General features: G+C 33.4%; 7 protein-coding genes. 3 read left to right on the plus strand and 4 right to left on the minus strand.

Annotated elements, in window-relative coordinates; all coding sequences use genetic code 11:
* Positions 1–9: 9 nt before the first annotated feature.
* Positions 10–696, minus strand: coding sequence for a lipopolysaccharide assembly protein LapB (locus NHF50_RS04540; RefSeq protein WP_109568550.1), 687 nt, complete (start codon positions 694–696; stop codon positions 10–12).
* 110 nt (positions 697–806) lie between these two features.
* On the opposite strand from NHF50_RS04540, the gene NHF50_RS04545 reads away from it, so the two are divergent.
* Positions 807–7,304, plus strand: coding sequence for an MG2 domain-containing protein (locus NHF50_RS04545; protein WP_252775197.1), 6,498 nt, complete (start codon positions 807–809; stop codon positions 7,302–7,304).
* Position 7,305: 1 nt separating this feature from the next.
* Positions 7,306–8,457, plus strand: coding sequence for a carboxypeptidase-like regulatory domain-containing protein (locus NHF50_RS04550; protein WP_252775198.1), 1,152 nt, complete (start codon positions 7,306–7,308; stop codon positions 8,455–8,457).
* A 42-nt stretch (positions 8,458–8,499) separates the two neighbouring features.
* Here NHF50_RS04550 and NHF50_RS04555 read toward each other — a convergent pair whose 3' ends face one another.
* From NHF50_RS04555 to NHF50_RS04565, 3 genes are all read right to left on the minus strand, one after another.
* Positions 8,500–10,647 carry a S46 family peptidase gene (locus NHF50_RS04555; RefSeq protein ID WP_252775199.1) on the minus strand — a complete coding sequence of 716 codons (2,148 nt, stop codon included), beginning with the start codon at positions 10,645–10,647 and terminating at the stop codon, positions 8,500–8,502.
* A 135-nt stretch (positions 10,648–10,782) separates the two neighbouring features.
* Entirely contained in the window at positions 10,783–11,784 is a 1,002-nt protein-coding gene (gene obgE / locus NHF50_RS04560; RefSeq protein WP_109568553.1) for a GTPase ObgE, read from the minus strand.
* A gap of 174 nt (positions 11,785–11,958) precedes the next feature.
* A complete protein-coding gene (locus NHF50_RS04565; RefSeq protein WP_109568554.1) occupies positions 11,959–13,071 on the minus strand; it encodes an adenylate kinase in 1,113 nt (370 codons plus the stop codon).
* 99 nt (positions 13,072–13,170) lie between these two features.
* Between NHF50_RS04565 and NHF50_RS04570 the strand changes: the two genes are divergently transcribed.
* Positions 13,171–13,716, plus strand: coding sequence for a hypothetical protein (locus NHF50_RS04570; protein WP_252775200.1), 546 nt, complete (start codon positions 13,171–13,173; stop codon positions 13,714–13,716).
* The last annotated feature ends 31 nt before the right edge of the window (positions 13,717–13,747 follow it).

A 13,747-nucleotide genomic window follows, 5' to 3' on the forward strand; every position in this document is an offset into this window, starting at 1 on the left:
TCCATAACTTTATGTTTTATAAAATTCTTTTTTTAATTGTTTGGCTTTTTCGGCATTTTTAAGCTTGTTCAAATATAAGTCATATAACTTTTCAAAAGTAGTTTTTGAATGTCCGATCTTATGGGCGTTGCTATAATTTTTTTCGGCTTTTTCATAACGTTTAAAATACACATCTATGTAGCCTTTTGCTAAATAACCGTCCACTTTTGAAAGCCCCATCAACTCGTTAGCATAGTACTGCGCTTTTTTTTCACTTCCGCCTACTATTCCGGGCAATTCTATATACAAAGTTACCAGTGCCCAGCGGGCATCAATATGACTTTTATCAAGACTAGCTGCTTTTAAGAAAGCTTCTTCCACATCATCAATCATCCCAAGCGCTTTCCATTTGGAACTTTCTTTTGCTTTCATGCCTAAGGCGCCGCCATATTTGTACCAATAATCAGCATTTCCCGGAAATTTATCTCGGAGCATTTTGTATTTTTCAATAGCGGCATCCCATTTCTTTTGATGTCCGAAAATATCCCCCAGATATTCAACAACTTCAGAGTTCTCCGGGTCTTGCTCTAAGTATTTTTCAAAATTATTTCGTGCCAATTCCCACTTTTTTTCAGCAAAATATTGTTTCCCCAATTCAAAGTCAGATTGGGCAAAACTAATTGTAGAAAATAATAGCCAGAAACAAAGTTTTTTCATCAGGTTCAAAGGTAAAGAATTGATTTCAATTAAAAACTACAGATAAATTTTATAAATTTACTTTCCAACCTTTTTAAAATTTTTCCCCTCTATATACATAAAGGATTATTATGAAATATATTTATACGCTAAGCTTTTTGTTTTTTTCAACTCTTTTAATTGCTCAGAACTTCAATAAGGAATGGGAAAAAGTGTACCAACTTGAAATAGACGGAAAAATAACTTCTGCACAAAAAGAAGTGCAAAAGATTTACAGAAAAGCATCAAGAAAAAAAGACGAAAAAGAAGTTATCAAATGTATTTTCTATCAATCAAAGTTTGAGATGATTACAAATGAAGCTGCTCAAGAAGAAATCGTTAGCAACTTAAAAAAAGAACTTAAAAAGAGTTCTCCTGTTTCTCAAGCTGTTCTGCATTACATTTTAGCTACAATTTTAAAAGAATACAAACAGGCAAACCACTATAAAATCGAAGAACGTTCAAAAATAGAATTAAATCACTCAAAAGATTTTTTACTTTGGAATTCAGAAGATTTTGAAAATGAAATCAACAGTAATTTTGAAGCCATATTTAATCATAAAGAGGAGTTATATAAAGCATCGCTTTCCGATTGGAAAGCTATTTTTGATATTCCTTCTACTATTGACGGTAAAGAACATAATTTATATGATTTTTTCCATGAAAAATATTTAGAACATTTAAAATCCGATATTAATCTTTGGGAGTTTAAAACGTCATCGTTCCAAGCTAATTTAAAAGAATTATCTTTAATACAACCCGAAAAATTCATTACTTCAAATCTTGATTCTATTAGTAATTTTGGCTTAAAAAAAGTTCTTCAATGTATTCAGGATTATGAAGCATTCTATCTTTCAAGAAATAATGATAAACTAGACAATTCTTATTACAGCCGTATCAACTATTTCGCAATAATTAACCAGTCTGAAACTAAATTTCCAAAAGAACTTTTGGTCTTAAAAGAAAGCACCAAAAACATAATACTGAAACAACAAATAAGATTAGACCAAGCAGAAAACTTAATTTACATTGGTTCACAAAAAAGAGAAGTTCAATACCAAAAAACAGCTCTGAAAATATTAGATTCTATATTAAGCACCAGAGTTCATCCTAATATCTTAGCAAAAGCTGAAAGAACAAAGCATCTTATCATAGACAAAACACTTAAAATTGAATTACAAAAAACAATCTACCCTAATCAGAGCAACAGAGCTTTAGTTTGGTTTAAAAATGTAGATTCTGTAAAAGTAAGTTATTACAGATTCCCTTTGTCATTTAACAAAGATTTCGATACCTATGAATACCTGCTTTCGCCTATAAACGATTCTATCATTGTGAATTATGTTGAAAATCACAAACCTGTCAATTCATTTACCCGACAATTACCTAATCCTTTTGATTATTTTGAACATTCTACCGAAATTATATTAGAAAAATTGGAAGCCGGTAATTATTTAATCTTCTTTGAAGTTCAAAATGACAGTATCACTAAAAATAAAGCTTTTGCTTATAGTCAGATTACTGTAACAGATTTCTATATTGTTGAAGATGAAGATCAGGAAAATGACAACATCTATGTTTTAAATCGGAAAACCGGCAAGCCTATTGAGAATGTCCTGCTTATTAATGATGACCAAAGATCTAAAACAAATAGTAACGGAAAAGGACACTTCCAAAAACAACAATATATTAGAGATCAATCATATAACAACAAAATTTTAATCACAAAAGATTCTGATTCTATTTTTCACAATTACAAAAGAAGCTTTATTTACATTTATGACAATGAAGATATTATTTTTGAAGCAAAAGCTCAGATTTTTACAGACAGAGCCATTTACAGACCAGGACAGAAAATATATTTTAAAGGTGTCCTTGTTCAAAACATGAACTTCAAAAAAAGTGTTGTCCCTTATGTAACAGTAAAAGTATATATTGAAGATTCAAAAGGCAAAGAATTGCAGACCTACGAACTACAAACCAATGAATTTGGTTCTTTTACCGGAGAATTTGAAATCCCGAAGAATGTTTTAACCGGAGAATTTGAAATTTACGTAGATGAACCTGATAATTATGAAAAAGACTCTAAATATTATGATCCAAAAGAAGACGAACATTTGTTCTGGGACAATGTAGACTTTGATGATTGGAGAAGCAGTGTACAGTTTAAGGTTGAAGAATACAAAAGACCGACTTTTGAAGTTACCTTTGACAAAATAAAAGAGAACTACACTATTGGTGACACATTAAAAATCAAAGGAAATGCAAAAGCATTAGCCGGAAATAACTTATCTCATGCTAAAGTAAAATATAGTATCTCTAAAAGAATTTCTGCTTTAGACAGATATTTCCCTTATGAAAGAAATCACATCGTAGCAGAAACTGAAACCGATGAAAAAGGGGATTTTTCAATCATTTTTCCTGCAATTCAAGACGATATCTCTAAAGACAGCATTATCTCTTTCAGTTATGCTATTAATGCCGATATTACAGATACTAACGGAGAAACACGAAGTGCATCACAGTCTGTTGAAGTGAGTAAATACATGTTGGATTTAAAAATAAACACCGACAATATACTCTATAAAGAAAAAAGGCTTACAGCCTCTATTAAGGCAACAACACAAAATGATTATCCTGTTCCTACAAAAGTTAAAGCAGAAATCTATAAAATTGAAGCAAAATCTTTTAGAAAGCAGAGAACTTTCCAAATCCCTGAGATACAAACTTTAAGCAGGGAAGATTTTGAGCAACTATTCCCCTATGAACCTTATGACAAATCTGATTACGATTCGACACCTGTTTTAATTAAAACTATTGATTTAAACACAGCTGTAACAACTACATTAGACCTATCTTTTCTAAAAGAACTTGAAAACGGAAAATATAAGGTTCTTACTAAAGCGAAAGATACTAAAGGAAATGAAATAAAAAGCGAAAGATCATTTACATTAGATTCTAAAACAAAACCGAGTTTAAATGAAAAACTCTTTAGCTATACTGATATTTCAAAACCAAACAGCGATTTTATAGAAATTGAACTTTTCTCTGAAATACCCGACTTATGGATAACTACTCGTTTTTTTAAAGGTCAATCTACAAGTTTTAACACTCAGACAGATCAATTGATAAATGGTAAAAAAATTATTCGTTTTAAAAAGGGACAAACAACCACTCTTGGTTATCATTTTCAATTCTCTTCAATTTGGGAGAACCTGACTCACGAAGAAACTCTCAGAATTGACCCCATAAAAACAGAACGTTCGTTAAACATAGAAATTGAAAGTTTTAGAAATAAAATTGAACCAGGGAGTAACGAAAATTGGTCCTTTAAAATACTTGACTCTAAAAGCGAGGCGGAAGTTTTAGCTTCAATGTATGATGGTTCATTAGACCAATTCACTACAACAGACTGGGAAAAAATATTTTTCACAAACAATGGTTTTTACCTGTCCTTTCCTTATTTCTACACCAATCAGGACAAAGAAATCATTCGCTTTAAAAATTTCATAAGCTATAACCGAAAGTTCATCTATGAAGATTTAAACCCTCTTGACCTCAAATGGTTTGGTTTTGATTTCAATACAAGAAAATTAAATACCATAAAGTACCAAAAAGAATTGCAACGATTTTCGGAAATACCAAGAGGGTCTAAAATCGTTAGTGGTGTTGTTTCAGATGAATTAGGACCAATAGCCGGAGCAAATGTAATAGTAAAAGGAACGACAATAGGCACAACAACTGATTTTGACGGCAACTATTCCATAATAGCTAAACCAGGAGAATATCTAGAAGTTTCTTATGTTGGAATGAAAGAAGAAATTGTCATTGAAAACAAAGATAGCTATAATATCATTTTGAAGTCAATGCACCTAGAAGCTGTTGAAGTTGTAGGTGCTTTGGGTATAAAACGGAAAGCAGATGAAATCACTTCTTCTTACCAAATTATAAAATCAGAAGAAATCACACAAGCAGGAAACATTAACGCTGTTCAAGCGCTAATTGGAAAAATATCCGGTTTACAAATTAATACTGCATCTAATGATAAAAATTCAACTCGTATTGTTATAAACGGCAATCGTTCCATAACCGGAAACAATGAAGCATTAATTGTGATTGACGGCAAAATCACTACTGCAAATGAACTTCAAAACATGAGCACTGAAAATATAAACGAAATACAGGTATTAAAAGGAGCTCAAGGCTCAGTTTTGTATGGCGAACTAGGCTCAAACGGTGTAATAATTGTTACTACAAAAGATGCACTACAAAACCTTACTCAGGTAAAAACCAGAACTAATTTTAACGAAACTGCGTTTTTTTATCCACAATTAAAAACCGACAAAAACGGAAAAATTTCATTCAACTTTACTACTCCTGAATCACTGACACAATGGAAGTTGCGTTTATTTGCTCATAATAAAAATTATGATACTGGTTACTTTGAATCTTCGATCATCTCGCAAAAAGACATTATGATTCAAACTAACATGCCTCGATTTGTAAGAGAGACTGATACTATTTCCGTTTCAGCAAAAGTAGTTAACCTGACTAATGAAACGAAATCAGGTGTTGCCATGCTTATGCTTTTTGATGTCGAAAACAATAACCCTATCGACTCAATTGCTTTTAATGCTAATAAAATCAGAAACTTCAACTGTAAACCCAAAGAAAGTGTTCCTGTAAATTGGATCATCACTATTCCGAAAAACAGTAGTGGCTTACAATATAAAATTGTTGCAAAGTCAGGTAACTTTTCTGACGGAGAAGAAAATATCATTCCTGTAGTAAGCAATAGAATTTTACTAACAGAAAGCAGACCGATTTGGATAAAGTCAAAATCTAAAAAAGAGCTTGTATTTGATAATCTGTTAAACGGCTCCTCAACAACACTTCAAAATCAAAAAATAACTTTAGAATATTCCTCAAACCCTATTTGGTTTGTTTTACAATCACTTCCTTATTTAATAGAATATGAGCATGAATGTGCCGAACAAACTTTTGCCAGATATTATGCTAATTTTATTGCGCATAAAATTATTTCGGGTAATGAAAAAATAGCGCAAGTCTTTGAAACCTGGAAAAATCAAAAAGTTACTTCCAAATTGAATTGGAATGAAGAACTAAAATCTATTATTCTAAATGAAACACCATGGCTACTCGATACTGAAAGTGAAGAAGAACAAAATAAACGTTTAGCTACGTTAATGGATTTAACCACTTTAGCAGAATCTTTAGATCGTACTTTCCAAAAATTAGAAGACAAACAAAAATCAAATGGTGCATTTTCATGGTTTGATGGCGGAAAAGAAAACGTTTTCATCACCCAACACATACTTTCCGGATTAGGTCATTTATCTAAAATGTATCCCGAAGAGAAGAATAGATTTTCTGTTATAGCAACTAAGGCTATTTCATTTTTAGACAAAAAAACGATTGAAAAACACACAAAAGGGAAAAAAATCTCAGCTATTCATTTAAACTTCCACTTCTGGTATGCAAGAAGTTTCTTTTTAGAAGAGCACCCTTTATCTGTTAAGTCACAAGAAATCTTCAATGAACAATTTGAAACTTTCAAAAAAGATTGGTTAGAATATTCTTTATATGAAAAAGGTCTGATAGCACTCTCTCTGCAGAGAATGGGTAAAAAAGAATGGGCAAAAAAAATAATTACTCATTTAAAAGAAACTGTTTCAAAAGATAATGAAAAAGGAATGTATTGGATTGAAAACAATTATGGTTATTACTGGTATCAGTCTCCGATAGAAACTCAAGCTTTATTAATTGAAGCTTTCGCAGAAATAGATCGAGATGAAAAAACAGTTGAAGAACTAAAAGCATGGTTACTAAGCAAAAAACAATCTAATCATTGGGCTACTACAAAATCAACCTCTGAAGCTATTTACGCTTTACTCAACTACGGAAAAAATTGGAGTGCAGCAAAAGACAATGTAAAATTCTCTATAGGCGATTCAAAAATTGCTTCTAAAAAACTTTCGGAAAGTGAAAAACAAAAAGAAACAGGCTATATTAAACTTCATTGGATAAAAGAAGAAATCACTCCTGATATGGGAAAAATAACAGTTGACAACAGATCTGATGTTCCTGGATTCGGAGGCGTCTATTGGCAGTATTTTGAAAATTTAGAAAATGTAACATCTGACAACACTTCAGCTTTAAGCCTTTCAAAAAAATTATACAAAAAGACCAAAACACCTGAAGGTGATCAACTAATTGAAATAAACGAAGAAAATCTTAATGTAGGCGATTTAATAACTGTTCGCCTAATAATAAAATGTAAGGAAAACTTAGAATTCGTTCATTTAAAAGATTCACGAGCATCCTGTTTTGAACCAGTTGATGTACTCTCTGATTATGAATATAAAGACGGACTTTACTTTTACAGAAGTACAAGAGATACTGCCACACACTTCTTCTTTGATGAAATCGAAAAAGGAACTTACGTCTTAGAATATGATGTCAGAATAAATAATAAAGGAACATTCACTGACGGAATTGCAACTCTGCAAAGTATGTATGCTCCTGAATTTTCTTCACATTCAAAAAGTTGCATTATTAAAACCCACTAATATGTTTAAATATCTCTTTGTCTTCTTAATCCCCATCATCAGCTTTTCCCAAATAACTTTTTCCGGAAAAGTCATTGATGCCAGAACAAAAGAACCTCTTTCCGGCACTTCTATATATATACCGAATTCAAGTATAGGAACGACTACGGATATAGATGGTGATTTCAGTCTACAGCTATCCCGGGAAACAAAGGAAATTGTTGTGAGCTATCTGGGCTATTACACGATTAATGTCAAATTAGATCTGAGTGATAGCAGTGATTTTTCGAAAACAATATTATTGAGAGAAAAAAGCAACACGTTAAATGAAGTAGTGGTTGTCAAACAAAAACAGGACAAGGATTGGCACAGGCGTTATAAAATTTTCAAAACAAGCTTCTTAGGACAAAGTACATTGGCTCAAAATGCAGAAATACTAAATGAAGAAGAACTTTATTTCACTGAAATATCGGATTCTACAGGTTACAGGCTAATTGCTAACACTAATAAACCGTTACTTGTATTGAATAAAGCCACAGGGTATTTAATCAATTATGATTTAATTGAATTCAACCTCATCAACCCTAAAGACCAACAAGGTTTTACCTTCTATCTTGGATATTCCTTTTTTGAAGATATCGTTGAAAAGTACAAATTAAAACCTAAAAAAGTTACGAAAAACAGATTAGAAGCCTATTATGGTTCGCTAAATCATTTCCTAAAATCTGCCCATGAAAACAAAATAAAAGAAGAAGGCTTTCTCATCAGCCAATACATTATTAAAGACAATCCAAAATATCCTGATGCGAACACTTTAAAAAAAATGAAAGAAGAAGCAAAAAAAACCGGAAACTATCATTTTTTCAAAGATCTACCCAAAAAAGAGATTACTATAATTGGGAAGGCATTGAGTAAAACTGATTTTGTAAAAGATTCCGAAGACAGGCAGTTCTTAGATTTTGAAAATTATGTACTGATTACTTATACCAAGGCAAGTCCGGATTCAAAATATATGACCGACAACTTTTATCAAGTTTCCTATTTAAAAGTTGAAAATGAAAAAGTTGAAGTTTTTTCAAATGGCAATTACTATAACCCACTTAACCTACTCGTCTATGGATACATGGGCTGGAAAAAAGTCGGAGATCTGATTCCTCTTGATTTTAACCCATAAAAAAAGTCCCGAATCGGGACTTTTTTAAAATATAAAATGATTTTATTCAACAATCGTCATTTCATCTACAATATGTTTCGCTCCGGAAAACTCATCAATAAGCCATAATACATAACGGATATCTACATTAATGGTTCTTTGCAATTCCGTATCAAAAATCACATCTCCTGCCATAGCTTCAATATTTCCGTCAAATGCTAAACCTATCAATTCTCCTTTTCCGTTTAATACCGGTGAACCTGAATTTCCTCCGGTAATATCATTATCCGTTAAGAAATTCACCGGCATATAGCCATTAGGATCAGCATAACGTCCGAACTCTTTTCGTTCAAACATCTCTAAAACTTTTTTAGGCAAATCAAATTCCGGATCATTCGGTTTATACTTAGCTACCATTCCTTTCATCGTTGTATAGAAGTTGTCTTTAGCATCATTTCTTTTATCTTCCGGCAATGCTCTTACTTTTCCGTATGTTAAACGCAATGTGGAATTCGCATCCGGATATAAGATCGTGCTTAATTTAGATTCTCTCAAACCTTCCACCAATAAACGGTATGCTTTTGAAAATTTTTCTTCTGCCTGCTCTACTTCTTCTGTTTTCTTATAATAATGTCCAAGCATCGCTTCAGAAAAACTATACAGATCATCATTCTCTAATGTTTTCAGATCTGGCATCTCTAAAAATTTCAGCAAATATTCCTCTTTTCCGAAAAGTGATAATTCAAATAAATTATGCACATAAGGCGCAAAATCACCTTTTGCTCTTTTTGCCACATCAACTACTAACGGAGACAAAATGTATCCCGCTTTATTTGTATACAATGTCAATTGTCGGGTCAGGATCTCTTTTTCTGCCGGAAGATAGATTTCTTTATAAAAACCTTTGATTTCTTCTTCTAATGCCGGTTTCATCAATTTTCTGACATCCTCATCAGCACTTGCATAATTTTTCAGTCTTCTCCCCAAAGTTCTGGAAATAATGGCAAACGAACTGGTTCTGAACATAGTCATCAAGTAATTATCATGACGTGCTTTTTCATTGGTCAGTTTGTAATAGGCATTGATATCTTTTATAACAGTGCCATATTTAGCTTTATTAGCCTTTTTACTTGCCCACTTATTAAAAGTTTTCTCATTTTCGGCTTTGATCTGTGCCGTTCTATGTGCTGTTAAAGCATCTATCATTCCTTGACGATTCTTCCAATAGTTTGCTACGCGTGCATATTTTGAAGCATACATCAAACGAATAGCATCACTCTGATCCATATATTTTTTCATAGCATCCATACCGGTTTTAGAACCTTCTACCCAAGCCGGATACGCATATTTTACATTTTGCTCAATTCCTCCTGATGGCATCCAACGGTTAGTTCTTCCCGGATAACCTAAGATCATTGCAAAATCACCCTCTTTTACACCATTCAAATTGATCGGTAAATGGTATTTCGCTTTTAAAGGCACATTTTCCGGTGAATATTCAGCAGGATTTCCTTCTGAATCTGCATATACTCTGAACATGGAAAAATCTCCGGTATGACGAGGCCATTCCCAGTTATCTGTATCTCCTCCAAATTTCCCGATACTTTCCGGTGGTGTTCCTACAAAACGTACGTCTTTATAGTCTTGGTACACAAAGTAATAAAACTCATTTCCCTGAAAGAATGACTTTACGGAAACTGTATATTTCCCGCCTTCGCTATTCTCTTTCTGGATCAATGCTGTTTCTTTGTTAATCGCTGCTTCCCGCTCTGCTTCTGTCATTTGCGGATTTACTTTTGATAAGATTCTTTTGGTCACATCATCCATTCGGACAAAAAAGCGAACATATAAACTTTTAGGTTTCAATTCCTGTGATCTGTCTGCCGCCCAGTAACCGTCTCTTAAATAGTTAGATTCAGGAGTAGAAAGCTCTGCTATAGACTCATAACCACAATGGTGATTGGTTAACACTAATCCGTCTTTTGAGATAATTTCAGCCGTACAACCTCCGTTAAACTGAACAATGGCATCTTTCAAACTATGGTGATTGATACTATAAATTTCGTCAGTTGTTAGCTGTAAGCCCATTTTTTGCATATCGCGGTGGTTTAATCGTTCAATGAACATCAAAAACCACATTCCTTCATCTGCAAAAATAGTAGCAGGTGCTAAAAGCATTGTTACTACTAATGATAAAGCAAATTTTTTCATATTAATTTAGTTGTTGATTTTCCGGCTAAGATAAAATATTTTTAAGAATTTTATAAAAATCAACCTTCAATCGCTCCCTTTTTTAGGTTATTTTTAACAGACATAAAAAAACAACCCTAAGGTTGTTTTTGTTTTTTAAGCATTAAGCATTTTCCATAATTTATCTTTCAATTCCTGAAGTCCCTGTTGTGCTACCGAAGAAATGAACATATAATTGAGACCTCTAAAAGCTACATCAAGTTCCTCTTTCATCTCAGCTTTTAACTCTTCGTCGAGCATGTCTGATTTTGAAACAACAATCAAACGGTCTTTATCCAGCATTTCAGGATTATAACGACGAAGTTCATCCAGAAGAATTTCATATTCCTTTTTAATATCATCAGCATCTGCCGGAATTAAGAACAACAAAGTCGAATTGCGCTCAATATGACGCAGAAAATAATGACCTAAGCCTTTTCCTTCAGCAGCCCCTTCAATAATTCCCGGAATATCGGCAATAACAAACGATTGGAAATCACGATAAGCCACAATTCCCAGATTCGGTTTTAAAGTTGTAAACGGATAATCAGCGATCTTAGGCTTCGCTGCTGTTAACACTGAAAGCAACGTTGATTTCCCTGCATTAGGAAAACCGACCAAACCTACATCAGCCAAAACTTTTAATTCCAGAATTATATCCAGTTCTTCCCCCGAAAGTCCGGGTTGAGCATAACGAGGAGTTTGATTGGTTGCACTTCTGAAATGCCAGTTCCCTAACCCTCCTTTTCCTCCGCGAGCTAGGATCTTTTCTTCACCGTCTTCGGTAATTTCAAACAGCACTTCATCTGTTTCTTTGTCTTTTACCACAGTTCCTAAAGGCACTTCTATGATCTTATCTTCACCATCGGCACCGGTACTTCTGCTACTCCCTCCGTCGCCTCCGTGACCGGCTTTCACATGCTTCGTAAATTTCAAATGGTATAATGTCCAAAGGTTCTTATTCCCCTTTAGTATAACATGTCCGCCACGACCTCCGTCACCTCCGTCGGGTCCTCCTTTATCAATAAATTTTTCTCGATGCAAGTGAGTTGAACCTTTCCCTCCTTTTCCCGATGCTACATATATTTTTACGTAATCTACAAAATTCCCTTCGGTCATAACTGAATTTAGAAGTTAGAAGTTGGAAGTTAGAAATTTAACTTCGTCTTCTGTTAAACATTTTTGCAAAGGTAATATTTATTAGCCGATTTTCTCATCAACTTTTTACATACTGTTTTTTATAAAAAAAGCTTCCTTAAAAGGAAGCTTTTTGAAAATGATCTGAAAAATCATTTATAATTTATCAATAACAGCTGATAAGCGTTCCGTAACTTCGGCAATAGATCCTATTCCGTCTACAGAATGAAATTTATGCTGTGCTTTATAATAATCAATTAATGGTGCTGTTTTTTCATTGTATTCTTGGTAGCGATTGCGGATTTTTTCCTCGTCCTGATCGTCTGGTCTTCCTGATGTTTTTCCTCTTTCTAACAAACGTTGCACCAGAATTTCATCATCTGCTTCAAGAGCAACGGTTGCCGTTACTTCCCAGTTTTTAGTTTGTAAAAATGTATCTAAAGCATCAGCTTGTGCAATAGTTCTTGGAAAACCATCAAATAAGAAGCCTTTAGCATTCGGATTTTTCTCTACTTCATCCTGAAGCATTTTTATAGTTACTTCATCCGGAACTAAATCGCCTTTATCCATATACGATTTTGCTAGCTGACCTAGTTCGGTATTATTTTTTATGTTGTAACGGAAAATATCTCCGGTTGACAAGTGCACTAAGTTGTATTTTTCTTTTAAAAATTCTGCCTGAGTTCCTTTTCCTGCTCCCGGTTTACCGAACAATACTATATTAATCATTGTGTTGTTTGTATTTGAAAGTTGATATACTTGTTTTAAATTTCTTCCTAATCCGTCGTAATCTAAACCAAAGCCTACAATAAACTTGTTTGGAATGCGAATTCCTACATAATCCAGTTTGATATCTTTTGTATAGGCTTCCGGTTTAAAGAAAAGTGTTGCAATCTTGAAGTGCTTTACTTCTTGTGCTTTGAACATTTTTTTTAGTTCTACTACTGTATTTCCGGTATCTACAATATCCTCAACCACAATAACACTTCTCCCTTTCAGGTTCTGATTAAGACCAATAAGTTGCTTTACATCGTTAGTGGATTGTGTTCCTTCGTAAGATGCCAACTTGATAAAACTTACTTCACACGGGCGTGAATAATGTTTCAACAAATCGGAAAAAAACATAAAAGATCCGTTTAAGACTCCGATGAATACCGGAACATCATCAAAAAAATCATCTTCAATCTGTTTGGCTACATTTTGAATAGCATAGTCTAACTCTTGCGCTGATATAAAAGGCTCAAAAGTTTTATCGTGTAGTTGAATCACTTCTCTTATTTTTTTTGCAATAAACCACAAATTTAAGGAAGTATTCAAGATATAGGTTTAAAGTGTTGAACTTTTTTGCAAATTAGATATATTTACAGTATGAAAACGGAACTGGAAGAAAAATTAACAGAAAGTACGGCTCACCGAAAAAGTAGAATGAGTATTTGTAATTACGTTATTCGCAAAGAAAAAATTAACGAATTAACCGCTATTGCTTTTTCCTCTTCAAATGAAAATCACGTTAAAGCCTTTTGGGGGTTAGAATTCGTATGCGAGAAAAAATTAAAGCTCTTTGTCCCATACATTGATGCTTTCTGTGAAACTCTGCCGCTTCTACAAAACGATTCCGCTATACGACCAGCTACCAAGATTTGCTTTTTTCTAGTAAAAAGCAATCATCGTAAAAATGGTATTTCACTGAGTACTGAACAGGAACACAACATCATTGAGGTTCTTTTAGATCGCTTGATCCAAAATGAAAAAGTAGCTGCTAAAGTCTATGCTATGAAAGCTTTATTTGTGCTAAGTAAAAAGTACCCTTGGATCGCCGACGATTTAAAACTGATCTTAGCGCAGGATTTCCCCGATCATTCAGCAGCTTACCAAAGTGTCGCACGCAATCTTTTAAAGAAACTGAACCGATAACAAATTACAGGCGCATCATTGTGAATTCGTA

This window comes from Flavobacterium sp. NRK F10 (genome assembly GCF_024054235.1).
GTDB lineage: Bacteria > Bacteroidota > Bacteroidia > Flavobacteriales > Flavobacteriaceae > Flavobacterium > Flavobacterium sediminis.

Coding starts and splice junctions, on each gene's coding strand:
- NHF50_RS04540 (WP_109568550.1), bottom strand. CDS start 696: ATGAAAAAACTTTGTTTCTGGCTATTATTTTCTACAATTAGTTTTGCC.
- NHF50_RS04545 (WP_252775197.1), top strand. CDS start 807: ATGAAATATATTTATACGCTAAGCTTTTTGTTTTTTTCAACTCTTTTA.
- NHF50_RS04550 (WP_252775198.1), top strand. CDS start 7,306: ATGTTTAAATATCTCTTTGTCTTCTTAATCCCCATCATCAGCTTTTCC.
- NHF50_RS04555 (WP_252775199.1), bottom strand. CDS start 10,647: ATGAAAAAATTTGCTTTATCATTAGTAGTAACAATGCTTTTAGCACCT.
- obgE (WP_109568553.1), bottom strand. CDS start 11,784: ATGACCGAAGGGAATTTTGTAGATTACGTAAAAATATATGTAGCATCG.
- NHF50_RS04570 (WP_252775200.1), top strand. CDS start 13,171: ATGAAAACGGAACTGGAAGAAAAATTAACAGAAAGTACGGCTCACCGA.